General features: G+C 69.9%; 22 protein-coding genes and 1 pseudogene. 18 read left to right on the top strand and 5 right to left on the bottom strand.

The window, feature by feature from the left end; translation table 11 throughout:
• The 5 genes from dapF to hslU all read left to right on the top strand — a co-directional run bounded on the left by dapF (window position 1) and on the right by hslU (window position 4,976).
• Window positions 1-927 carry a diaminopimelate epimerase gene (gene dapF, locus ABD970_RS01725; protein ID WP_345293772.1) on the top strand — a complete coding sequence of 309 codons (927 nt, stop codon included), beginning with the start codon at window positions 1-3 and terminating at the stop codon, window positions 925-927.
• Window positions 924-1,598, top strand: coding sequence for a DUF484 family protein (locus ABD970_RS01720; RefSeq protein WP_345293771.1), 675 nt, complete (start codon window positions 924-926; stop codon window positions 1,596-1,598). The genes dapF and ABD970_RS01720 overlap by 4 nt, the downstream gene beginning before the upstream one ends.
• On the top strand, window positions 1,599-2,546 hold the full coding sequence (gene xerC / locus ABD970_RS01715) for a tyrosine recombinase XerC (RefSeq protein WP_425563050.1): 948 nt from the start codon (window positions 1,599-1,601) through the stop codon (window positions 2,544-2,546).
• Window positions 2,547-2,889: 343 nt separating this feature from the next.
• On the top strand, window positions 2,890-3,441 hold the full coding sequence (hslV, locus tag ABD970_RS01710) for an ATP-dependent protease subunit HslV (RefSeq protein ID WP_345293769.1): 552 nt from the start codon (window positions 2,890-2,892) through the stop codon (window positions 3,439-3,441).
• A 152-nt stretch (window positions 3,442-3,593) separates the two neighbouring features.
• On the top strand, window positions 3,594-4,976 hold the full coding sequence (gene hslU, locus ABD970_RS01705) for an ATP-dependent protease ATPase subunit HslU (protein WP_345293768.1): 1,383 nt from the start codon (window positions 3,594-3,596) through the stop codon (window positions 4,974-4,976).
• A 16-nt stretch (window positions 4,977-4,992) separates the two neighbouring features.
• On the opposite strand, the gene ABD970_RS01700 is transcribed toward hslU, so the two are convergent.
• The 4 genes from ABD970_RS01700 to ABD970_RS01685 form a co-directional block, all read right to left on the bottom strand.
• Entirely contained in the window at window positions 4,993-5,445 is a 453-nt protein-coding gene (locus ABD970_RS01700; RefSeq protein ID WP_345293767.1) for an OsmC family protein, read from the bottom strand.
• 56 nt (window positions 5,446-5,501) lie between these two features.
• Entirely contained in the window at window positions 5,502-5,957 is a 456-nt protein-coding gene (locus tag ABD970_RS01695) for a nucleoside deaminase (protein ID WP_345293766.1), read from the bottom strand.
• 66 nt (window positions 5,958-6,023) lie between these two features.
• Entirely contained in the window at window positions 6,024-7,109 is a 1,086-nt protein-coding gene (locus tag ABD970_RS01690; protein WP_345293765.1) for a PAS domain-containing sensor histidine kinase, read from the bottom strand.
• A 12-nt stretch (window positions 7,110-7,121) separates the two neighbouring features.
• The gene (locus tag ABD970_RS01685; protein ID WP_345293764.1) at window positions 7,122-7,931 is read right to left on the bottom strand and encodes an alpha/beta fold hydrolase; all 810 of its coding nucleotides are present in this window, start codon (window positions 7,929-7,931) and stop codon (window positions 7,122-7,124) included.
• 71 nt (window positions 7,932-8,002) lie between these two features.
• On the opposite strand from ABD970_RS01685, the gene ubiE reads away from it, so the two are divergent.
• The 8 genes and pseudogenes from ubiE (at window position 8,003) to ABD970_RS01645 (ending at window position 16,314) form a co-directional block, all read left to right on the top strand.
• Window positions 8,003-8,779, top strand: a complete 777-nt coding sequence (gene ubiE / locus ABD970_RS01680) for a bifunctional demethylmenaquinone methyltransferase/2-methoxy-6-polyprenyl-1,4-benzoquinol methylase UbiE (protein ID WP_345293763.1) — start codon at window positions 8,003-8,005, stop codon at window positions 8,777-8,779.
• Window positions 8,780-8,910: 131 nt separating this feature from the next.
• Entirely contained in the window at window positions 8,911-9,882 is a 972-nt protein-coding gene (locus tag ABD970_RS01675; RefSeq protein WP_345293762.1) for a GGDEF domain-containing protein, read from the top strand.
• Window positions 9,883-9,915: 33 nt separating this feature from the next.
• Window positions 9,916-11,889: pseudogene (locus ABD970_RS01670) on the top strand (M1 family metallopeptidase); the annotation flags it as partial.
• A 135-nt stretch (window positions 11,890-12,024) separates the two neighbouring features.
• Complete coding sequence (locus tag ABD970_RS01665) at window positions 12,025-13,011, top strand: alpha/beta fold hydrolase (protein ID WP_345293760.1); 987 nt, start codon at window positions 12,025-12,027, stop codon at window positions 13,009-13,011.
• Window positions 13,008-13,748, top strand: coding sequence for a hypothetical protein (locus ABD970_RS01660; protein WP_345293759.1), 741 nt, complete (start codon window positions 13,008-13,010; stop codon window positions 13,746-13,748). Before ABD970_RS01665 ends, ABD970_RS01660 begins: the two co-directional genes overlap by 4 nt.
• 207 nt (window positions 13,749-13,955) lie before the next feature.
• Window positions 13,956-14,423, top strand: a complete 468-nt coding sequence (locus ABD970_RS01655; protein ID WP_345293758.1) for an aminoacyl-tRNA deacylase — start codon at window positions 13,956-13,958, stop codon at window positions 14,421-14,423.
• Window positions 14,424-14,529: 106 nt separating this feature from the next.
• Window positions 14,530-14,943, top strand: a complete 414-nt coding sequence (locus ABD970_RS01650) for a hypothetical protein (RefSeq protein WP_345293757.1) — start codon at window positions 14,530-14,532, stop codon at window positions 14,941-14,943.
• A gap of 189 nt (window positions 14,944-15,132) precedes the next feature.
• Entirely contained in the window at window positions 15,133-16,314 is a 1,182-nt protein-coding gene (locus ABD970_RS01645) for a hypothetical protein (RefSeq protein WP_345293756.1), read from the top strand.
• A gap of 81 nt (window positions 16,315-16,395) precedes the next feature.
• Here the strand turns inward: ABD970_RS01645 and ABD970_RS01640 are convergent, their stop codons facing one another.
• The gene (locus tag ABD970_RS01640) at window positions 16,396-17,328 is read right to left on the bottom strand and encodes a carbohydrate kinase family protein (RefSeq protein ID WP_345293755.1); all 933 of its coding nucleotides are present in this window, start codon (window positions 17,326-17,328) and stop codon (window positions 16,396-16,398) included.
• A 263-nt stretch (window positions 17,329-17,591) separates the two neighbouring features.
• On the opposite strand from ABD970_RS01640, the gene ABD970_RS01635 reads away from it, so the two are divergent.
• The 5 genes from ABD970_RS01635 to rodA all read left to right on the top strand — a co-directional run bounded on the left by ABD970_RS01635 (window position 17,592) and on the right by rodA (window position 23,577).
• Window positions 17,592-18,635, top strand: coding sequence for a rod shape-determining protein (locus tag ABD970_RS01635; protein WP_345293754.1), 1,044 nt, complete (start codon window positions 17,592-17,594; stop codon window positions 18,633-18,635).
• Window positions 18,636-18,955: 320 nt separating this feature from the next.
• Window positions 18,956-19,933 carry a rod shape-determining protein MreC gene (gene mreC / locus ABD970_RS01630; RefSeq protein WP_345293753.1) on the top strand — a complete coding sequence of 326 codons (978 nt, stop codon included), beginning with the start codon at window positions 18,956-18,958 and terminating at the stop codon, window positions 19,931-19,933.
• On the top strand, window positions 19,930-20,415 hold the full coding sequence (gene mreD / locus ABD970_RS01625; RefSeq protein ID WP_345293752.1) for a rod shape-determining protein MreD: 486 nt from the start codon (window positions 19,930-19,932) through the stop codon (window positions 20,413-20,415). Before mreC ends, mreD begins: the two co-directional genes overlap by 4 nt.
• 5 nt (window positions 20,416-20,420) lie before the next feature.
• Window positions 20,421-22,391 (top strand): penicillin-binding protein 2, encoded by a 1,971-nt coding sequence (gene mrdA / locus ABD970_RS01620; RefSeq protein ID WP_345293751.1) that lies wholly within the window; start codon window positions 20,421-20,423, stop codon window positions 22,389-22,391.
• Window positions 22,392-22,467: 76 nt separating this feature from the next.
• A complete protein-coding gene (gene rodA, locus ABD970_RS01615) occupies window positions 22,468-23,577 on the top strand; it encodes a rod shape-determining protein RodA (RefSeq protein ID WP_345294536.1) in 1,110 nt (369 codons plus the stop codon).
• The last annotated feature ends 34 nt before the right edge of the window (window positions 23,578-23,611 follow it).

The raw sequence follows: 23,611 nt of genomic DNA, 5'->3' as shown, positions 1-23,611 counted from the left end.
ATGGGCACCGCGACGGCACCGGGTCGCGCCACCGAACACGCCGCGGCAGGGCGGCCGGCTTCCGCGATCCGCTTCAGCAAGATGCAAGGCGCTGGCAACGATTTCGTGGTGCTGGACCTCAGGCAGGACGCCACGCTCGCGGAGCGGCTGTCCAATCCCGGCGACGGCCTTTGCCGCGCGTTGGCCAATCGCCGCACCGGGGTCGGCTGCGACCAGGTCCTGGGGATCGAGCGCGCGCGCAGCGATGGCGCCGTCGCCGCCTATCGCATCTGGAACGCCGACGGCTCGCCGGCCCGCCAGTGCGGCAACGGCGCGCGGTGCGTCGCTGCCTGGTTGGTGCGCGATGGCGCGGCGGGAGAGGACTTCCGGCTCGACAGTCCGTCCGGCACGCATGCGGTGCAACGCGCCGGCAAGGGGCGCTACACCATCGGCATGGGCGCACCGTCCTTCGCGCCGGAGTCGATTCCCCTGGCGGGCGCCGACCGGGAGCAGGACGTGTATGTCGTGGACCTGGACGGGACCGAGGTCGCGTTCGGGGCGGTGTCGATGGGGAACCCGCACGCCGTGGTCGTGGTGGAGGACGTGGACGACGCCCCCGTCGCCACGCTGGGCCCGGCGCTGCAGCGCAGCGCCTCCTTCCCGGAATCGGTCAACGTCGGCTTCGTCCAGGTGCTCGCGCGCGACCGCATCCGCCTGCGCGTGTGCGAACGCGGCGCTGGCGAGACGCTGGCCTGCGGCAGCGGTGCGTGCGCCGCGGTGGCGGTGCTCACCCGGCAGGGGCGCGTGGACGGCCAGGGCGGCGTCGCGGTCTCGCTGCCGGGCGGCGACCTGCACATCCAATATGATCCGGGCAGCGGTGCGATCGGCATGACCGGACCGGCGGCATTCGTATTCGAAGGGGAAATGGCGATGGAGGACGGCGCATGAGCGACGGCCACGAGAAGATCGGCGCGCACGAGGTCGCGGCCTGGCTGCGCAGGCACCCGAAGTTCCTGCAGCAGTTCCCCGACCTGGCGCTGAGCCTGGTGGTACCGCGCGAGGACGGGCCGGCGGCGTCGCTGGCCAGCTACCAGCTCGAAGTCCTGCGCGACAAGAACCGCGAACTCACGCGCCGCCTGCACGACCTGTATGCCATCTCGCAGGACAACGAGCGCCTCGCCGTGCGCACGCACCAGTTGACGCTGGCGCTGATGCGACAGCCCGATGCCGCGGGCACGGTGCGGGCGATGGCCGCGACCCTGGCCGAGGATTTCGACGGCGACCTCGTGCGCATCGTGCTGTTCGGTGCCGTGGACGGCCTCGAGGGCGAGGACTGGCTGCAGGTCGTCCCGCGCGACGACCGCCTGCTGGCGCCGTTCGAGGATTGCCTGGAGGACGGCGAACCCCTCTGCGGCCGCCTGCATCCGGACAAGCAGGCCCTGCTGTACGGCGCGCGCGTGGACGAAGTGCAGTCCACCGCGCTGTTGCCGGTCGACGGGGTTGGGCTGGTGGCGGTCGGCAGCGCCGATCCCAACCGCTTCTACCCCGGGATGGGCACCCTGTTCCTGCGGATGATGGGCGAAGCCTTCGCGGTCGCGCTGCAACGGTTCGATGGCTGAATCGCGGCACGGGCCCCGCCGCGATCGCCGCGGGAGCGGGGACGCCGGCGTGGCGCCGGGCCGGCGGCGATGATCGACGAGTTCCTGTCCCACCTGCAGGGCGAGCGCCGGCTGTCTGCGAACACGCTCGACGCCTACCGTCGCGATCTCGCCGCGCTGTCGGAATGGTCCAGCGCGCACGACGTCCCTCGCCTGGAGGCGATCCACGCCGAACAGCTGCGGGCCTTCATCGCCGCCGAGCATCGACGCGGGCTGTCGCCCAAGAGCCTGCAGCGCCGCTTGTCGGCCTGCCGGAGCTTCTACCAGTGGCTGCTCAAGCATGGGCGCATCCAGGCCAATCCCGCCGCCGGCATCCGCGCGCCCAAGGCACCTCGCAAGCTGCCGCAGGTGCTGGACGTCGACGAGGCCATGCAGCTCGTCGAGGTGCCCACCGACGTCAAGCTCGGCCTGCGCGACCGGGCGTTGCTGGAGTTGTTCTATTCGTCCGGATTGCGTCTGTCGGAACTGTGCGCGTTGCGCTGGCGCGACCTGTCCGACGGACTGGTCACCGTGCAGGGCAAGGGCGGCAAGCAGCGCAGCGTGCCGGTGGGATCGCATGCGCGCAATGCGCTCGATGCCTGGCGGGCGGACACCGGCGCGGCCGACGATGCGCCGGTGTTCCCGGGGCGGGGAGGCAAGCCGATCACGCCGCGCGCGGTGCAGCTGCGCCTGCGCCTGCTCGCCCAGCGCCAGGGCCTGTTCAAGCGCGTGCATCCGCACCTGCTGCGGCACTCCTTCGCCAGCCACGTGCTGGAGTCCTCCGGCGACCTGCGCGGCGTGCAGGAGCTGCTCGGCCACGCCGACATCGCCACCACCCAGATCTACACCCACCTCGATTTCCAGCACCTGGCCAAGGTCTACGACGCCGCGCATCCGCGGGCGAAACGAAAGCCCTCGGGCGATTCGTAGCGGCTTGAAACAAGGAGCGGGGGCGGGGGTGCCCTCCGGGCCGCCCGGACGCAATCCCCGTAATGTGTGCGAAACGCTTGCCCTGCGGCACTTCGTAGCCCCTGCTGGCGGTAGCGCGGGGTGGCACCCGGTACGCGGCGCGGAACGCCGCGATTCCCGCGACTTGCGCGAACGGCAATCCAAGCACTTGCGGCATGGCGACGGCCGGTCCCGCCATCGTGGGGCACGCGCGCCGTGCCTGGCTGCGGCGATCCGCTTCCACGGACCGCACGGACGTGCCGGAAGCCACCCTTGCTTCCCCCCGCGACCATCCCCATCCAGTGGATTCGACCCAGGAGGCCGCATGGATCCCAGCCAGCACCCCGACACGTTCCACGCCACGACCATCGTCTCGGTGCGCCGCGACGGCCGCGTCGCCATCGGTGGCGACGGCCAGGTCACCCTCGGCAACACGGTGATGAAGGCCAACGCGCGCAAGATCCGCCGGCTGGGCAAGGACGAACAGGTGCTGGCGGGTTTCGCGGGCGCCGCGGCCGATGCCTTCACCCTGTTCGAGCTGTTCGAATCCAAGCTGGAGAAGCACGGCCAACTCATCCGCGCCGCGGTCGAGCTGGCGAAGGACTGGCGCACCGAGCGCCGCTTCGGGAAGCTCGAGGCGCTGCTGGCGGTCGCCGACAAGGAGACGTCGCTGATCATCAGCGGCACCGGCGACGTGATCGAGCCGGAGGATGGCCTGATCGCCATCGGCTCGGGCGGCCCGTTCGCGCTATCGGCCGCGCGCGCCTTGCTGCTGCACACCGAGCTCGGTGCGAGTGAAGTGGTCGAGGAAGCCCTGAAGATCGCCGGCGACGTCTGCATCTACACCAACCGCAACGTCGTGGTCGAAGAACTCTGACCGCGATGTAGCCCCGCGCCCGAAGGCGCGAGAGGGGCGTGTTCACGAACCTACGGTTCGTCCACCCCAAGCACCCTCATCCGGCGCTGCGCGCCACCTTCTCCCGCAGATGGGAAAAGGGTTCAAACGGAAACCGGAAGACGATCCTGCCCATGCACAAGCCCGCCACCCCCAACACCACCATGACCCCGCGCGAGATCGTGCAGGAGCTCGACAAGCACATCGTCGGCCAGTCGGACGCCAAGCGCGCGGTCGCCATCGCGCTGCGCAACCGCTGGCGGCGGATGCAGCTCGACGACGAGCTGCGCAACGAGGTCATGCCCAAGAACATCCTGATGATCGGCCCCACCGGCGTCGGCAAGACCGAGATCGCGCGGCGGCTCGCGACGCTGGCCAACGCGCCCTTCGTCAAGGTCGAGGCCACGCGCTTCACCGAGGTCGGCTACGTCGGCAAGGACGTCGAGCAGATCATCCGCGACCTCGCCGACACCGCGGTCAAGCTCTACCGGGAGCAGGCCAAGGCGCGCGTCCGCACCCAGGCCGAGGACCGCGCCGAGGACCGGATCCTCGACGCGTTGCTGCCCAAGCGGGAGTCCTCCCAGCCGTTCGGCTTCGGTGCCAAGAGCACGACCGTCGACATCGCCGCCGAACCGTCCAGCCAGGAGTCGGAGACGCGGCAGAAACTGCGCCGCCGGTTGCGCGCCGGCGAACTCGACGAGCGCGAGATCGAACTCGACCTGTCGAGCAACGTCGGCGTCGACATCATGACCCCGCCCGGCATGGAGGAGATGGGCCAGCAGCTGCGGCAGATGTTCTCGAGCCTCGGCGGCGGCAAGACCCAGAAGCGGACCCTGAGCATCCGCGCCGCGCGCCCGCAGCTGGTCGAGGAAGAGGCCGGCAAGCTGGTCAACGAGGACGAGGTGCGCGAGGCCGCGATCGAAGCCTGCGAGCAGCACGGCATCGTGTTCATCGACGAGATCGACAAGGTCGCCAAGCGCAGCGAGGGCATGGGCGCCGACGTGTCGCGCGAAGGCGTGCAGCGCGACCTGCTACCGCTGGTCGAAGGCTCCACCGTCAGCACCAAGTACGGTTCGGTCCGCACCGACCACATCCTGTTCATCGCCTCGGGCGCCTTCCACCTGGCCAAGCCGTCGGACCTGATCCCGGAGATGCAGGGCCGCTTCCCGATCCGCGTCGAGCTGTCGGCACTGAGCAAGGACGATTTCGTGCGCATCCTCACCGAGCCCAAGGCCTCGCTGACCCGGCAGTACGTCGAGCTGATGGGCACCGAGGGCGTCGAACTTGCCTTCGCCGACGACGCCGTCGAACGCCTCGCCGAGATCGCCGCGACGGTCAACGAGCGCCAGGAGAACATCGGCGCCCGCCGCCTGCATACCGTGCTCGAACGGCTGCTCGACACGCTGAGCTTCGAAGCGCCCGACAGGACGGCGCCCGTCAACATCGACCGCGCCTACGTCGATGCCCATCTGGGCGAGCTGGTGCAGGATCCGGACCTGAGCCGTTACATCCTGTAGCCGGCACGGCCGCGCGTCACGGCGGCGGGCGCACCACCACTTCCGTTCGCACCGAGTTGGCGATGAAGCAGTCCGCGTGCGCCTGTTCGTGCAGGCGTGCGAGTTGCGCCGCGTCGGGTGCGCTGCCTGGCGCGAATTCGATCCGGGGCCGCAGCTCGATCCGGGTCACCGCGAGCCGGCCGTCGGCGTTCGGCGACATCGTGCCGACGGCGTCGTCGTCGTAGCGCTCGACGATCCAGCGCTTGCGTGCGGCGATCGCCAGCAGGGTGAGCATGTGGCAGGACGATACCGCCGCGACGAAGGCCTCCTCCGGGTCGACGCGTCCGGGGTTGCCACGGTAGGCGGGCGCGGCGGAGGCCGGCACGCACGGGCCGCCGTCGAAGCGCCAGTCATGGTCGCGCGAATAGGTCTCGTAGTTGAAGGCCGCGTCGCCGCGTCGCCAGTGGATCGAAGCGTGGTGTTCCGACATGGTTCACTCCGGTGTTGCGTGGACGGAAACCGCGCGTGGCGGCCTGCACGCGGGCCTCAATCCTCGCCGATGTCCTCGTTCCAGACGGCGGGGTTCGCGGCGATCCACTCGCCCAGCATCGCGATGCAACGTTGGTCGGCCAGGTCGACCACTTCGACGCCGTGTTCGCGCAGCCAGTCGATGCCGCCGGCGAAGTTGACGGACTCGCCGACGACGACGGTGCCGATGCCGAACTGCCGCACCAGTCCGCTGCAGTACCAGCACGGCGCCAGCGTCGTCACCATGATCGTGTCGCGGTAGCCCCGCTGGCGGCCGGCCTTGCGGAAGGCGTCGGTCTCCCCGTGGACGGACGGGTCGCCCTCCTGCACGCGGCGGTTGTGGCCGCGGCCAAGCAGGCGGCCGTCGCGGTGGTACAGCGCGGCGCCGATGGGGATCCCGCCTTCGGCCAGCCCCAGGCGGGCTTCGGCGAGGGCCGTGTCGAGCATCGGGCCGTAATCAGGGAGAGATGGCATGGGTAAGGATCCCGGTGACGTTGTCCAGTCTGTCTGCCGGGACGGGTCGCGTCGAGTCCGCGGGCGTCAGGTGGCCAGGGGCAAGGCCAGGGTGAACACGGACCCTTTCCCCGGCTCGCTCCGCGCGTCCAGGCTGCCGTGCATCGCAATCGCGAATTCTCGGCTGATCGACAGGCCCAGCCCGGTGCCGCGCTTGCCCGCCGGGCGCGCGGCCCGGTTCACCTGGGCGAAGGGTTCGAAGATGCGTGCCAGGTCCTTCTCGGCGATGCCGCAGCCGGTGTCGTGGACCTCCAGGCGGACCATGCTTGCCTCCGCGTCCACCGTGCATTCGATGGCGATGGCGCCGCCGGCGGCCGTATGGTTCGTGGCATTGGCCAGCAGGTTGAGCAGGATCTGGTGCAGGCGAACGGGATCGGCGATCACCTCCCCGCTGGAGGGGGGGCAGCGCCGCTCGTAGGCCAGCCCGGCCTCCAGCCAGCGCGGCCGCATGATGGATTCGGCGCCGGCAAGCGCATCGTCGATGGCGACCGGTTCCAGGCGGGGCGGGTCCAGGCCGGCCTCGGCGCGCGAGAACCGCAGGATCTCGCCGACGAGGCGGTCGATGTCGTTCGCCGCACCTTGGATGATCTGCGCATCCTCGCGCTGCGCGTGCGCCAGCGGCCCGTGGAATTCCTCCAGCAGCACGTGGGCCAGGCCGGAGATCGCCGACAGCGGCGTGCGGATCTCGTGGGCCATCATCGACAGGAAGCGGGCCTTGGCGTCGCGCGCCGCCTCGGCGGCTTCGCGGGCGTCGATCAGCTGCTGTTCGAACCGGTGGCGCTGCCGCATCGGCAGGAACACGCAGGTGTTGCGCGCGCGGCCGCCGTCCTCGCGCCGGCTGGCATTGGCCAGCACCGGCAGGACCTCCCCCGACGTGGTGCGGAGCGACACGTAGATTTCCCGCACGTCCCGGCGGAGCTTCAGCAGCGGCAGCAGGTGGGTCTGGTGGTAGATCGCCCCGCCGGGTGCGTAGAGCGATTCGATCGGCGTGCCCTCGAGCGCGCCCGCCTCCCAACCGAGCCATTGCGCCAGCGTCGCGTTCGTCTCCAGGACCTGCCCGTCGTCGTCGAACACCAGCACTCCGCAAGGGACATTGTCGAGCTGGGCGTGCATCGTCCCGTCGCCTCAGGCGGCGGTGGCCGCCAGGTAGGCACGGATCGCCATGGCGGTCTCCTCCGGATGGCTCAGGTGGGGGCAGTGGCCGGTCGCGGCGAGGCGATGCAGTTGGCTGGCGGGCAGGTGGGCGTGCAGGAATTCGCCGACGGCATCCGGGGCGATGTTGTCGTGGCTGCACTGCAGGACCAAGGCCGGCACCGGCACGCGCGCCAGGTCGGCGCGGTTGTCGGAGAAGAACGTCGCCTCGGCGAAGCGCTTCGCCACGATCGGATCGGTGGCGCAGAAGCTCGCATGCAGTTCGGCGGCCAGTTCCGGGCGCTCGGGGTTCTGCATCACCGTCGGGGCGAGTAAATCGGCCCAGCCGAGGTCGTTGTGGACCATCATGTCCAGCAAGCCTTCCAGGTCCGCCCGCTGGAAGCCGCCGTGGTAGTCGCCGTCCTCCAGGTAGCAGGGCGAGGGGCCGATCATCACCAGGTGCGAGAACAGCCGCGGCGCGCGGATGGCCGCCAGGGCGCCGATCATGCCGCTCACCGAATGCCCGACGAGCACGGCGCGCTCCAGCTCCAGCGCCTGGACGATCTCGACCAGGTCCTCGGCGTAGGCGTCCAGCTTGCCGTAGCGGCGCGGGTCGTAGGTCGAACGGTCGGCCTTGCCCATGCCCAGGTAGTCGAACAGGACGACGCGGTGGTCGGCCTCGAACGCAGGGACGAGGAAACGCCACATGTCCTGGTCGCAGCCGAACCCGTGCGCGAAGACGAGGGTCCGGGGGCCGTCGCCCCGGACCTGCACGTTGAAGCGGCGCAGGATCTCTCGTCTCATCGATGGGCCCCCCGGTGCCGCCAGTCTAGTGCATCCGTGGCGGTGCCATGCCGGGTGCGATAATCGCCGCCATGGCAGGCATCGACGAAAAACCCGGGCGCGAGGGCAGCGACACGACCCATTTCGGCTACCGCGAGGTACCGGTGGGCGAGAAGCAGAAGCTGGTCGGCGAAGTGTTCTCGTCCGTGGCCGGCAGCTACGACCTGATGAACGACCTGATGAGCCTCGGCATCCACCGGATGTGGAAGCGGCATTTCGTCGGCACCGCGCAGGTCAAGCGCGGCGACCGCGTGCTCGACCTGGCCGGCGGCACCGGCGACGTCGCCGCGCTGCTCCGGGAGCGGGTCGGCGCCGACGGCAGCGTGGTGCTGGGCGACATCAACGGCGCCATGCTGCGCGTCGGGCGGGATCGCATGACCGACCGCGGCTTCGTGCGCGGCTTCGAGTACGTGCAATGCAATGCCGAGTCGCTGCCGTTCCCGGACGCCAGCTTCGACCTGGCCACCATCGCCTTCGGCCTGCGCAACGTCACCGACAAGGATGCGGCGCTGCGGGAGATGCTGCGCGTGCTGAAGGTCGGCGGCCAGGCGCGGGTGCTGGAGTTCTCGCAGGTGAGGGCCGAGTGGTTCAGGCCGCTGTACGACTTCCACTCGTTCAAGGTCCTCCCCCGGCTGGGCAAGCTGTGCGCGCAGGACGCCGACAGCTACCAGTACCTGGCCGAGAGCATCCGCCGGCACCCGCCGCAGGCGCAGTTGCAGGCGATGATGGAGGCCGCCGGCTTCGCGCGCTGCAGCCACCGGGACCTGTCGGGCGGCATCGTCGCCATCCATTCCGGCTACAGGGTCTGATCGCCGGCCGTGCCGCCGGCGCCAGCCGCGGGTGGGGGCCGGGCTTTCCCCGGGTCAGTTTTGTGACCGGGGCCTCCACGCGCCCCTGAGTAGGATCGCCGCCGGTGCCCTCGGGCGTACGGTCGGGTGGCATGCGGATGTATCGGTGGGCGTCACGGCGGATCCTGCTCTCGTACGAAACCAGGCTGCTGGCCGCCGTGTTCGGCAGCTGCGTCATCGCGCTGGCCGGCGTGGCGCTCTGGCTGCTGGCGAACGGGCGGGTGGCGTCCGACGAGCTGGTCAATGCGGCGGCGCTCGGACTGGCCGGCGTGGTCGTCGGCGTCTTGCTTTCCCGGCTTTACCTGTACCGGATGCTGGCGCCCCTGCGTCGCGCCGCCGATGCGATGGACCGCTACCACCGCGACCAGACCCTGTGCTGGTTGCCCGTCGTCGGCAACGACGACATGGCGCGGCTGCTGCGCGGAATCAACCGCTGCCTGCACGGGATCGATGCCGGGCGGCGCGAGCTGGAGCGGCATGCCGTCGAGGATCCCTTGACCCACGCCCTCAACCGCCGGGGGTGCGAGCGTGCCCTGGCCGACTCGATGACGCTCGCCCGCAATGGCCGCACGCCTTTCGTGCTGCTGGTCGTCGACCTGGACAACCTCAAGCAGATCAACGACGAACACGGCCATGCCGCCGGGGACCTGGCGATCCACTCGCTGGTCGAACTGGCGCGCGCCAGCTTGCTGGGCGAACACGACTGGATCGGGCGCTGGGGCGGCGACGAATTCCTGATCGGCCTGCATGACCGCCTGGAACCCGCGACGGCCCGGACGAACGCCTGGCTCGAAATGCTGGAAACGCGCGACGGCAGCCGCGTTCCCGTCCACGTCAGTGCCGGGTGCGCGCACTACGAGGCGGGCGTGGACATGGACGGCCTGTACCGGCTGGCGGATTCCAGGATGTACGAAGCGAAGTTCTCCGGTGGCCACCGGCTCGTCGGCGGGAGTGTGCGCAGTGAAGATCGGGCCGCGCCCCGGCCGGGTGCCAGGCTGCATCCCGTGCCTGCGGGGGCCGCCCCCGCCCTGGCGGACCCTGTCCGGATGGCGGGGGGACGGTAAACTCGACCGTCGTCCGCCACCGGTCCGCAGCCCATGCGCCTGTCCCCCCGTCGTTTGCTCCCCCTGTTCGCCCTGTGTTGCACCATCGCGTTCGCTGCCGGCTGCAAGCGCGACGCCGTCGAACCCGTCGCGGCGCCCGCCAAGCCTGCCCCGGAGGCTCCCAAGGTGGATCGTGACGAATTTTCCTATGCCGAGCCGGACAAGGTCGCGATCACCGACCTTGCGTTGGAGCTGGCGGTGGATTTCGACAGCCGCACCCTCGGCGGCAAGGCCACCTACACGCTCGAATGGAAGGCGCCGGCGGCCACGCAACTCGTGCTGGACACGCGCGACCTGAAGATCGAAGCCGTCGAGGGCGAGTCGGCCAACGGCCAGTGGCAGCCCCTGCGATACGCGCTGGCCAACGCCGACCAGCTGCTGGGCAGCAAGCTCACCATCGAGGCGCCGGACCGCAATGCGCGCATCCGCGTGACCTACAAGACCTCGCCGGAGGCGTCGGGCCTGCAATGGCTGACCCCGGAGATGACGGCGGGCAAACGGCTGCCCTTCATGTTCAGCCAGTCGCAGCAGATTCACGCGCGCTCCTGGGTGCCGCTGCAGGACACCACGGCCGTGCGCTACACCTACAGCGCGCACGTGACCACGCCGCCGGAGGTCATGGCGCTGATGAGCGCCGACAACGATCCCCGGGCCGCGCGCGACGGCGACTACAGCTTCACGATGCCGCAGCCAATCCCGTCCTACCTGATGGCGATCGCGGTGGGCGACCTGGTGTTCAAGCCGATCACCGACCGCGCCGGGGTCTGGGCGGAGCCGGGCGTGGTCGACGCCGCCGTGGCGGAGTTCGCCGACACCGGCAAGATGATGGAGGTCACCGAGGCGCTGTACGGTCCCTACCGCTGGGGTCGCTACGACATCCTGGTGCTGCCGCCGTCGTTCCCCTACGGCGGCATGGAGAATCCCCGGCTGACCTTCGCGACCCCGACCATCATCGTCGGCGACCAGTCGCTGGTCTCCCTGATCGCGCACGAGCTGGCCCACAGCTGGTCGGGAAACCTCGTGACCTTCGCGACGTCGCGGGACGCCTGGCTCAACGAAGGGTTCACCAGCTACGTCGAGAGTCGCATCGTCGAGGAACTCTACGGCCGCGAACGCGCCGACATGGAACGCGCGATCGATCGCGCCGCCTTGCGCGAGGAGTTCACCGAGGACAACAAGCCGCTGCAGGCGCTGGCGATCAAGCCGGGCGAGCTCGACGATCCCGACAACACCCTGACCTCCACCGTGTACCACAAGGGCGCATGGTTCCTGCAGTACCTGGAGGAGAAGTTCGGCCGCGCCGAGTTCGATGCCTTCCTGCGCGCGTACTTCGACCACTTCGCGTTCCAGAGCATCACCAGCGCGCAGTTCCGCGATTACGCCAAGGCCAACCTGCTCGACAAGCATCCGGACAAGGTCAGCCAGGCCGAATTCGACGCATGGCTCTACGATCCCGGCATCCCGGCCGACGCGCCGCAGGTGCGGTCGATGCGTTTCAACGTGGTGGACTCGGCCCGCCTGGCATGGCTGGGCAGCGGACAGCTGCCGCCGCCGGCCATCACCCAGGCCTGGACCACGCAGGAGTGGGTGCACTTCCTCGAGTCGATGCCGGACACGCTGACCATCGAGCAGCTGTCGCAGCTCGATACCGCCTACACCTTCACCGGCACGCCCAATGGCGAGATCGCGCAGCGCTGGTATCCGCTGGCGGTGCGCAGCGGCTACGTGCGGGCCAACCCGGCGATCGCGACCTTCCTGCAGACCATCGGCCGGCGCAAGCTGATCATGCCGACCTACGAGGCGCTGGTGAAGACCGAATCCGGCCTGGCGTTCGCCAGGGACGTGTTCGCCAAGGCACGCGCGGGCTACCACCCGATCACCACCACGTCGGTGCAGAAGGTCATCGCCGAGGCCAAGCCGGTCGCCGGGCCGGCGATGCCGGCGGCGGATGCGCAAGCGGTGCCGCCGCCCGCAGCGGACGCGCCGGGGGCCATGCCCGCGGCCGATGGCGATGCCACGCGTCCGGCGCCGGAAGCCAGGACCGAGCCCGGCGGCGGCTGACCCGGCCGCGTCGTGGCCGCGGGGTGGTGGCTGCTTGTCGGGTTGCTTGTCGCGTTGGCGACGGCGGCCTGGTGGCTGTACCGGGATCCGTATCGGCTCATACGCGCCGAGTTCGCGCGACAGCGCCTGGTGCGGGGTTTCGTCCGGCGTGAAGCGGTCATCGATGGGTGCCGCTGGGTGCACGTCGAGGGCAACGCCCGCGATTCGGGTGCGCCGACCCTGGTCATGCTGCACGGCTACACCGGCAGCAAGGAGAACTGGTACCGCCTGGCGGATGCGCTCGGGCGACGCTATCGGCTGGTCGCGCCGGACCTTCCGGGCTGGGGCGAGAGCGAACGCGTCGCGGGCGCCGGGCATGGCTTCGCCGCGCAGGCCGGCCGCGTCGCGGGATTCCTGCGCGAGGTGGCCGAGGGCCCGGTCGTGCTGATGGGGCACTCGATGGGGGGCGGGATCGCGGCGGTGGTGGCGGCACGCCACCCGGACCTCGTCTCCCACCTGGTGCTGCTCGATGCGGCGGGGGTCGAGTTCGCGGAAAACCGGTTCGCGCGCGAGGTGCTCGACGGCGGGAACCCCTTCGCCGTCCATGATGCCGACTCGCTGGAGCGCTACCTGTCGTTCCTGTTCCATCGGCGCGAGGCACGGCCGCCGATGCCGTGGCCGGCGGGGCCGGCACTCATCGCCCACCGGCGGCAGGAAGCCGCCTTCGAACAAGCCGTACTCGACGAGATCGGCCGGGGCGAAGAACAGTTCCTGCCGGGCGAGGAAGCCGCCCGCATCCGCCAACCCACCCTGCTTGCCTGGGGGGAGCAGGACCAGGTCATCGACCCCGGCGCGATGGGCCTGTATGCCGCCCGCATCCCCCGGGCGCAGGCCCTCCTGGTCCCCGATGCGGGGCACATGGCACTGCTGGAGGCGCCTGAAGTCGTGGCGGCTGCGGTAAGGTCGCTGGTCGAGGGTGTCGATCGACCGGCATCGAAGGACGCGCGGGCCGGCGGTTCGACCGGGCCGCGCACGGAGGAGGCGCCATGAGCACGAAGACCGTTCCGCAATCGATCCTGCTGGCTTTGGTGCTGGCGATCGCCGCCACCCCGGGTTGCCAGGATCGCGCCGCGCAGGCGGAAGCCGCCGCCGCGGCGCAGGCGCAAGCGAACGAACAGGCGGCGGCCGAGATGGGCGCCGCGTTCGACGCCGCGTTCACGGCGCAAAACTGGCCGCTGGCCAAGGCGCAGGGTGATCTGCTGCTCGCGCGTTTCCCCGACAGCGCCGCGGCGAAGCGGATCGCGCCCCAGCACGCCGAGGCCGAGGCCCAGGCCAACGCCGCCCGCGACGAAATGCGGTTGGCGGCGCTCTGGTCCTACAACGTGGAGACCGTGAAGGGCGGGAAGCAGTTGTCCGCGGCGATCTTCGCCCGAGAGGAGCTGGACACCGATGGCAGCGGCAAGCATCCGGTGCGCCTGATCTTCCGCGACCATCCGTCCTGGGGCGACAGCGCCTACCTGGTCCTCCAGGCCGGCGACTTCGATTGCTACCCCAGTTGCCGTGTCCAGGTGACGGTGGACGACGCGGCGCCCCGGGCGATGGCCGCCAACCGGCCGAAGACCGACGAGGCCATTGCCATGTTCATCGACGACGAGCGCGCGCTGTGGCGGATGACGCGGGAGGCGAAGCAGATCAGCATCGAGTTCCCGGTCAAGGCCGGCGGCAAGCGCACGGCGGTCTTCGAGGTGGCGGGACTGGATCGCGGCAAGTTGCCCGGATGGGACTGAGCGAGGTTTCACCCGCCCGGCGCCGGCCCGTGGGGCGGGCGCGTGGCGCAGCGCATCACGAAAACTTATCGCCACGGGAGTAGGCTGCCACCGAGGCCCCGCGGCGAGCGCCCGCGCAGCCGGAGCGCGACGCACGGAGGCGCGCCAGGTACGCCAAGCGGCGGACGTCCGACCGGACCCTGGACGATGACGCCGGCGGAGACGTCCATGCTTTCCCCACGCCTGCACCACTTCCTCAACGAACGGCACGCCGACTACGCGCGCGTGTCCCATGCCCGCGCCATCACCGCGCAGGACACCGCCGAGGCCGCGCACGTCGGCGCGCAGAGCTTCGCCAAGACCGTGATGCTCAAGGTCGACGGCAAGCTGGCGATGCTGGTGATGCCGGCTGCCTATCGCGTCAACCTCGTGCGCCTGTCGCGGGCGCTGGGCGGGGCGGAGGTCGAGCTCGCCGAGGAATCGGAGTTCACTGACGCCTTCCCCGACTGCGAAGTCGGCGCGATGCCGCCGTTCGGGCACCTGTACGAGATGCCGATGTACGTCGATTCAAGGCTCGCCGAACAGCCGGAGATCGTGTTCAACGCCGGCTCCCACACCGATGCGGTGCGCATGGCCTACGTCGACTTCGAGCGCCTCGCCGCGCCCGAGCTGCTGTGGCTCGAGCACATGATGTGAAGCGGGGTGCGCGGCCAGGCCGCCTCCCTGCCGGTGTTGGGTGCCCGCGACGCGCGTCGTCTCTGGCACACTCGACTCTGGTCAGGGTGCGCCCGGGGAGGCCGTGATGAAGCAATGGGGACTGGCGTTCGTCGCCGGATTCGTGTCGACGCTGTTGTTCCACCAGGGCGTCCTCCACCTGCTCCACGTCGCCGGGGTGTTCCCGCGCCCGGCCTGGAACATGGCGGCGGTGCCGCCGTTTGGCGTCCCTGCGGTGCTGTCGCTCGCGTTCTGGGGCGGCGTCTGGGGTCCCGTCCTGTGGGCCCTGGTGCGCAAATATCGAGGCGGCCCGCGCTGGCTGTGGGGCGCGATCTGGGGCGCGCTGCTGCCGAGCCTGGTCGCGCTGTTGGTGGTGATGCCGCTCAAGGGCATGCCGATGGCCGGCGGGTTCGACCCGAAGCTGATCCTCGGGGCGTTGTTGCTCAACGGGGCGTGGGGGCTTGGGGTCGTGGGGTTGATGCGGTTGTACGGGCAGCGGTAGACATCGCGTGGAACACGGCGGCGTTGCCGCGGGACCCCGCTTGCGTCTTAAGGCGTACCGTCGCGCGACGGATGCAAAGGGACTTGCCCCCTTTCGTAATCGACGAGCCGGTGCCGGCGACCGCACGACTTGCTGCGCCCCTGCCCCGCCTGCGGGGGTTTACGCCCCTTTCGTTCGCGAGGCCCAGCCATGACAACGGTGCCTAACGACCGGAATTACGTGGTCGGGGTCATGACGATGGAAGTGGAAGGCAGGGATTCCGAGCGCTTCCACCAGTCTGTGGCGCGGGCCGTCGAAGCGCTGGAGGCGGCCCTGGCCAGGGCGCTGGGCGTGCGCGTGGCGCTGCTCGCCTTCGAGGGGCCGCACCTGACCCCCACCGCCGGTACCTACGCGCCGCTGGACTTCCTTCGCATCGGCATGAGCGAGAAGCTCGAGCGCGACGCGCACTTCCTGCTGGTCGTGACTGAGGTCGACCTTACGGCCACCACCCTCTCCTACACCCTTGCGTTGCCGAGCCAGCTGACCAACGTGGGGGTCGTGTCGACCAAGCGGCTCGATCCCGCATTTTGGGGCGATCCCGAAGACACGGACCTGGTCGTCGCTCGCCTGACCGCGCTGCTGCTGCATACCTTCGGCCACCTGCTCAACCTTCCCCATGCCGATGATCCGCGCAACGTGATGCATGCATTCGCCGGCGTGGACGATCTGTCCGGGATGGTGTGCCTGGCCGACGCGCAGCGCGACCGGATGCGAAGGGTGCTCCCGTCCGAGGCCCACGAACGCACTTGTCGCGACGGGCATTGGCGCTTCGCGATGCACACGCTGGCGCGGGACTGGCGCAGCATCGCCCGCGCGGTGGCCCGCGCCAACCCGTTCCGCCTGGTCGCGCGCTTGCCCACGATGATCACCGCGGCGCTCTCGGTGCTCATCGTCTTGTTCTTCAGCTCCGAGATGTGGGACGTGGCCAGCACGGTAGAGCTCTATCAGCTGGCGTTGTTCTCCGCGGTCGCCGTGCTGACAGCCACGGTGGTGCTCTACCGCGCCTTCGCCCTCGGCGGCGTGCTCGGCCGGGGCCGGGTGCTGGCCGAGAGTACCGTGGTCACCACGGCGGCGACGTCGCTGAGCCTGGTACTGACGATGCTGCTGCTGTTCGCGGTGTTCATGGGACTGACCTACCTCGGCATCGTCACCATCTTCCCGCGCAAGCTCATGGAGACCTGGCCGACGGTTGATCCTGCGGTGCGGACGCTCGACCACGTCAAGCTGAGCCTGTTCGTCGCCGCGCTCGGCGTGCTGGCCGGTTCGCTCGGCGGGCGCGCCGACAGCAAGGATCTGGTGCGCGGGGTGCTGTTCGTGGACGAGGAAACCTGATCGGCCGTCCCGCGCGTATCGACGGCACGGGGCTGGCGACCTTGCCGTCGGCAGCTCCGCGTGCCTCGCGCCTCCATTAACTCAGAGCGAATACCCGAACTGCTGCTTGAACTGCTCGGCGAAGTCGTCGTAGTCGAAGCGCTGGTTCTGCGTGCCGGGGTGCTCGACCTTCAGCGCGCCCATCAGGTTGCCGATGCGGCCGATGGTCTGCCAGTCGCAGCCTTTCTCGATGCCGAAGATCAGGCCGGCGCGGAAGGCGTCGCCGCAGCCGGTGGGGTCGGTGACCCGGCGTTCGTGCGCGGGCGGGACGTCGAAGGTCTTGCCGTCGGCGTAGATCACCACGCCCTGCGGCCCGCGGGTGGTGATGTAGGCGCGGACCTTGCCGGCGATCTCCGCCTCGTCCCAGCCGGTGCGCTCCTGCAGCAGGTTCGACTCGTAGTCGTTGACGGTGACGTAGTCGGCCTGCTCGATGAATTCGCGCAGCTCGGTGCCGTTGAACAGCGGCATCGCCTGGCCCGGGTCGAAGATGAAGGGGATGCCGGCCTCGGCGAACTCGCGGGCGTTCTGGATCATGCCCTCGCGGCCGTCGGGGCTGACGATGCCGATGGTGACGCCGGGCACGTCGCGGACGTGGTTCTCGTAGCTGCGCATCATCGCGCCCGGATGGAAGGCGGTGATCTGGTTGTTGTCGTGGTCGGTGGTGATGAAGGCCTGCGGCGTGAACAGCTCGGGGATCTCCTTGACGTGGGTCAGCGGGATCTCCAGCTCCTCGAAGTACTCGCGGTAGGGCGCGAAGTCCTGGCCCACGGTCGCCATCGGCATCGGGTCGCCGCCGAGCAGCTTGAGGTTGTAGGCGATGTTGCCGGCGCAGCCGCCGAACTCGCGGCGCATCCGCGGTACCAGGAAGGACACGTTGAGGATGTGCACCTTGTCCGGGAGGATGTGGTTCTTGAACTGGTCGGGGAACACCATGATGGTGTCGTAGGCCAGGGAACCGCAGATCAGGGCAGGCATCGGTCGAACGCTCCAGGAGGGGGTATGGGTGCCGGGGAGGCGGGGGCGGGAGGCACGCAGGCGCCGCGAGGGCGCTCAGGGTAATCGTTGACCCACATGCCGGCCAGCATATGGTGCAAACTGTCGTGTTCGTCCTTGCCGGGTCCGAGGCCGATTGCTAGGCTGGGCGGCCGGTCTGGCGCGTTCCGCGCCGTTTCCCCCGCAGGCCGCTGCTCCCCCGGCGGGGCCCCCCGAACCACCTTCCAGACGGATCAATTCCCCCGATGTTCAAGAAGTTCCGCGGCATGTTCTCCAATGACCTGTCCATCGACCTGGGCACGGCCAACACCCTGATCTTCGTCCGCGGCCAGGGCATCGTCCTCAACGAACCCTCCGTGGTGGCCGTGCGCCAGGACCGTCTCGGCGGCCAGAAGGCGGTCGCCGCCGTCGGCAGCGAGGCCAAGATGATGCTCGGGCGCACCCCCGGCAACATCACCACCCATCGCCCGATGAAGGACGGCGTCATCGCCGATTTCACCTACACCGAGGAGATGCTCAAGTACTTCATCCGCAAGGTGCACAAGTCGCGCTTCCTGCGCCCCAGCCCGCGCGTGCTGATCTGCGTGCCCTGCGGCTCGACCCAGGTCGAGAAGCGGGCGATCAAGGATTCGGCGCTCGAGGCGGGTGCCCGCGACGTGTCGCTGATCGAGGAGCCGATGGCCGCGGCGATCGGCGCCGGCATGCCGGTGACCGAGGCACGCGGCTCGATGGTGGTGGACATCGGTGGCGGCACCACCGAGGTGGCGGTGATCGCGCTCAACGGCGTCGTGTACTCGCAGTCGGTGCGCATCGGCGGCGACCGCTTCGACGAGTCGATCATCAATTACCTGCGCCGCAACCACGGCATGCTCATCGGCGAGACCACCGCCGAGCGCATCAAGCTCGAGATCGGCTGCGCCTACGCGCAGGAGCGCGAGATGGAAATGGAGATCTCCGGGCGGCACCTGGCCGAGGGCGTGCCGAAGATGGTGACGATCCGTTCCGGCGAGGTGCTCGAGGCCCTGCGGGAACCGCTGGCAGGCATCGTCGAGGCGGTGCGCCAGGCGCTGGAGCAGACGCCGCCGGAGTTGTGCGCCGACGTCGCCGAACGCGGCATCGTGCTCACCGGCGGCGGCGCGCTTTTGCGCGACATGGATCGCCTGCTGAGCGAGGAAACCGGCCTGCACGTGCAGGTCGCCGAGGATCCGCTGACCTGCGTGGCGCGCGGTGGCGGCCGGGCGCTGGAGTTGCTCGACCTGCACGGCAACGAGTTCTTCGCGTCGGAATAGTCTTGTTCGGGGACGGGCCATCCATGGCCCGCCCCGAAGCCATGAACGAAAAGTGCGATTTTCGTCCATGGCCGCAAGCGGCTTCGCCGCTTGCGTTGGCCCATCCATGGGCCACAGGTTGCGTCGAGGCATGAACCTGATGCGTCATCTGAACGCCCGATGGGCGATGGCGACAGCTCGATTGCCGTGACGTGTTCCCGATTCGCTTCCAACCCCGACACCCACGGTCCGATCGCTTACGATGGTGACCCGCACGCGGGTCGCGACCGCGAACCCGGCCCGGCGAATCCACCGACGCCACGATCCCCAGTCCGCGCCAGATGCCTTCCTACGCAGCTCCCGCCGCCCCCCGTCCCGGTGATGTCGCCGGGACGCTGCGCCTGCTCGCATACCTGGCGTTGTCGATCACGCTGATCGTGCTCGACCATCGCGGTAGCTGGCTGGATCGTGCGCGCGAGCAGGCGAGCGTGGCGATCCAGCCGCTGTGGTGGCTCGCGGGCCTGCCGTCGCGACTGGGCGAAAGCGTGCGCGACGACGCCGCGACCCGCGCCCGGCTGTCCGAGGAGAACCGGCGCCTGCGCAACGCGTTGTTGCGGATGGATGCCGAGCGGACGCGATTGCAGGTCCAGGCCGAGGAAAACGCGCGCCTCCGTGGCCTGCTCGGCGCCGCCCGGCGCGGTGGGCTGGACGTGCAACTTGCCCCGATCCTGGACGTGGACCTGGACCCCACGCGGCAACGCCTGCTGCTCGATGCCGGCAGCGGCAACGGCGTCCACCGCGGGCAGAGCGTGATCGACGCCGGCGGGCTCGTGGGGCAGGTGATCGAAGTCACTCCGACCACCGCGGTGGTCCTGCTGCTGACCGACCCCGACCACGCGATCCCGGTGGCGGTGGCACGCACCGGCGTGCGGCTGGTGGCGTACGGAACCGGCAGCAGCGGCCTGCTGGAGCTGCGCAACGTGCCCCTGTCCAGCGACGTGCGCGTCGACGACGTGCTGATCACCTCGGGCCTGGGCGGCCGCTTCCCGCCCGGGTTCCCGGTCGGCAGCATCGACTCGCTGCAGCCCGACGACAACCGCGCCTTCCTGGTCGGCGACGTGCGCACGGCGGCCCAGCTCGACCGCGGTCGCGACGTCCTGCTGCTCAGGGAAAGCCGGCGGACGGGCGCCGCGGCGCAAGCGGAGGAGGGTGCAACCGCCGCGCTCGATCGCGCAGGCCCCGTCGACGCCAGCGGCCCGCCCGCCGAAGGCCCGCCCCAGGCAGTGCGAGCGCCATCGACGCAGGCACCTTCGCCGTGATCCGCCACCGCAACCACTGGCCGCTGCCGGTCAGCATCCTGCTCGCCCTGCTGCTCGGCCTGCTGCCCCTGCCCGAAGTGCTGCAGCCGCTGCGGCCATACTGGCTCGCCCTGGTGCTCGCCTTCTGGGTGCTCGAGGACAACGCGCGGGTGGGCCTTGGCACCGTGTTCCTGCTCGGCCTGGTCGCCGACCTGGCCTTCGGCGGACTGCTGGGCGAGCAGTCGCTGCGGCTGGTGGTCATGGCCTTCATCCTGCAGCGTTTCCGCGCGCAGCTTCGGTTCTTCCCGCTCGCGCAACAGTCGCTGGCGATCGGCGGCCTGTTGCTCAACGACCGCGTCGTGTCGTCGGTGCTGCATTTGACGCTCGGCGAGCCCCTGCTCCCGTGGACGTACTGGTGGGCGCCGCTGGTGGGGATGCTGTTGTGGCCGCCGCTGTTCGTGTTGCTGGACGGACTGAGGTTTTCTCGGAGGGCCAGGCGTTGAGGCGCATGCGATCGAGCCGGGTGCGCAATCCCGCCGTCGAGGCGATGCGTTTCCGCATGCGTGCCCTGTTCGGTTTCGTCGTGGTGCTGCTGTCGCTGGCGGGACTGGCCGCGTGGTACTTCAAGCTGCAGGTCATCGAGCACGAGGACTACGCCAAACGCTCGGAGGACAACCGCATCAAGCTGCGCCCCGTGGTGCCGGGGCGCGGGCTGGTCTACGACCGCAAGGGCAGGATCCTCGCCGACAACGTCCCCGCCTTCCGGCTCGACGTCACCCCGGAGGACGCGGGTGACCCGAGGGAACTGGTCGCGGAACTGTCGAAGATCGTCGCCCTGTCGCCGGAGGACATCGCGCAGTTCGAGAAGACCCGCAAGGCCACGCGCAGTTTCCGCGCCGTCACCCTGAAGCTGCGCATCAGCGACGAGGAGGCGGCGCGCTTCGCGGTGGACCGCTGGCGCTTCCCCGGCGTGGAGCTGGTGCCCTACCTCAACCGGCGCTACCCATACGGCGACCTGTTCGCGCACGTGATCGGCTACGTCGGCCGTACCGACGAGGGGGATATCGAGAAGTTCGGCGAGGAGCACGCGGTGTTCACCCACACCGGGCGCACCGGCATCGAGCGCTACTACGACGCCGCCCTGCGCGGGAAGGTGGGCTACGAGCAGGTCGAGACCAACGTCGAAGGCCGCGCGCTGGGGCGGGTCGGCATGCTGCCGGCCACTGCCGGCGCCGACCTGCGCCTTTCGGTGGACGCGGACCTGCAGCGGGCGATGGTGCTGGCCTTCGGCGAGTTGCACGGTTCGGCGGTGGCCGTGGATCCGCGCAACGGCGAGGTGCTGGCCATGGTCAGCCTGCCGAGCTACGACGCCAACCTGTTCGTCAACGGCATTTCGAGCGCCGATTACCGCCGGTTGGTGGACGATCCCTCCCGGCCCATGTTCAACCGCAACGTGCTCGGTGGGGGCCCCCCCGGGTCGACGGTGAAGCCGTTCGTGGCCCTGGCCGGCCTGGACAGCGGGCTGCGCACGCCCGAGTCCCGGGTGTTCTCGACCGGAGAGTTCCGCATTCCCGGCCAGCGCCGCGGTTACCGCGACGCGCACGGCGGCGGGGGCTGGGTCGACCTGCGCGATTCGATCTCGCGTTCGGTCAATTACTACTACTACAAGCTCGCCTACGACATGGGCATCGAACGGCTGGACCGCTACATGCGGCGCTACGGCTTCGCCCAGCCCAGCGGCATCGACCTGGTCGGCGAAAGCAGCGGCATCGTGCCTTCCCCGCAATGGAAGGCCAGCCGCACGCGCGAGCCCTGGTATCCGGGCGAGACGGTGATCGCGGGTATCGGCCAGGGCTACTGGGTCGCCACCGCGCTGCAACTGGCCCGCGGCACGGCGGCGATCGCCAACGGCGGCGACCTGCACCGCCTGCACCTGCTGGCGCAGCGGCGCGATGGCTACGACGCCGACTGGCGGCCGGTGCCGCAGCCCGTGCCCTCCCGCATCACCGACAACCCCGCGCACCTGCAGGCCGTGCGCGAGGGCATGACCGCCACCATCCACGGGCGGGGCACCGCGACACGGATGGCGATCGGCGCCGAGTACCGCATGGCAGGCAAGACCGGCACCGCGCAGAAGATCAGCCGCAAGGGCGGCGCCAGCGTGGATCCGCGCAACCTGCCCTACCACCTGCGGCACCAGGCACTGTTCGTCGGGTACGCGCCGGCGGACGACCCGCGGATCGCGCTGGCGGTCTCGGTCGAGCATGGCGGCTATGGGGGCAGCACCGCGGCGCCGATCGCGCGCAAGATCTTCGATGCCTGGCTGCTCGGCGAGATGCCAGAGCCCGTGCGCGACCCGTCGGAGGAGGCCGCGCCGGAAGCGTCCCTGTTCGCCAACATCGTGTCGTCCGCATCGCCGGGGATCGCCGCCCAGGCGACGCCCGAGATCGCGTCGCCGGCACCGGCGCTTCCCCGGTGAAGGCGAAGGCCCGCGGACGCGCGGACAGGCAGCGTCGATGCCGGCACCGACCTGCGCCGGCACGGACCGTGCCGGCGTGAACGTCATCCTGCAATGGCTGCTGGAAATGGCGGAGCGGTTCACGCGCACCCTCGACTGGACGCTCTGCGTGGCCTTGCTGGCCCTGATGGCGATCGGCCTGGCCGTGCTCTACAGCGCCGGCAACCAGAACGAAGCGCTGGTGGTGTCGCAGGCCGCGCGCTACGGCGTCGGGCTGGCGGTGATGTGGGCGCTGTCCCGGATCCCGCCCATCCGCTTGCGGGAAGCCACGCCCTACGTCTACGCCCTGTCGCTGGTGCCCCTGGTGGTGGTGCTGTTCGTGGGCACCGGTCGCAGCGGCCAGCACTGGATCAACCTCGGCATCTTCTACTTCCAGCCGGCCGAACTGATGAAGCTGAGCCTGCCGATGATGGCGGCGTGGATGCTCCATGTCGGCACGCTGCCGCCGCGCTTCCTGACCACCGTGGCCACCATCGCGATCATTGCCTTGCCGACCGGCCTGATCCTGATGCAGCCGGATTTCGGCACCGCCATGCTGGTGGCGTCCAGCGGTGCTTTCGCCCTGTTCCTCGCGGGACTGTCCTGGTGGTGGTTCATCGCCGCCGCCGCGGCCGTCGCGGCCGCCGCCCCCGCGGCCTGGTTCTGGCTGCTGCGGCCGTACCAGAAGGATCGCATCCTGACCTTCCTGGATCCGGAATCCGATCCGCTGGGCACCGGCTGGAACATCATCCAGTCCAAGATCGCGATCGGCTCGGGCGGGCTGACGGGGCAGGGCTGGGGCAAGGGCTCGCAGTCCCACCTGGACTACGTGCCGGAACACACCACCGACTTCATCTTCGCGGTGCTGTCGGAGGAATTCGGCTGGCTGGGCGTGGCCACGGTGCTGGCGCTGTACCTGTTCGTGATCGGGCGCTGCCTGTGGATCGCCTCCGAGGCGCGCAGCGCGTATTCGCGATTGCTGGCAGGCAGCCTCGGGCTCGCGTTCTTCGTGTACGTCGTGGTCAACGGCGGGATGATTTCCGGGCTGCTGCCGGTGGTCGGCGTGCCGATGCCGCTGCTGAGCTTCGGCGGCACCGCCGCGGTCTCGTTGCTGGCCGGGTTGGGCGTGGTGATGGCGGTCAGGGCGCACCGCCCGACGAGGCGGTGATTCGAGGCCCGTTCGCGCCTGAACATGGGCCCGA

This window comes from Luteimonas vadosa, from assembly GCF_039543545.1.
Classification (GTDB): domain Bacteria; phylum Pseudomonadota; class Gammaproteobacteria; order Xanthomonadales; family Xanthomonadaceae; genus Luteimonas; species Luteimonas vadosa.
The sequence above is the reverse complement of the archived record's forward strand: the minus strand, read 5'-3'. Positions and strand labels throughout refer to the sequence as shown.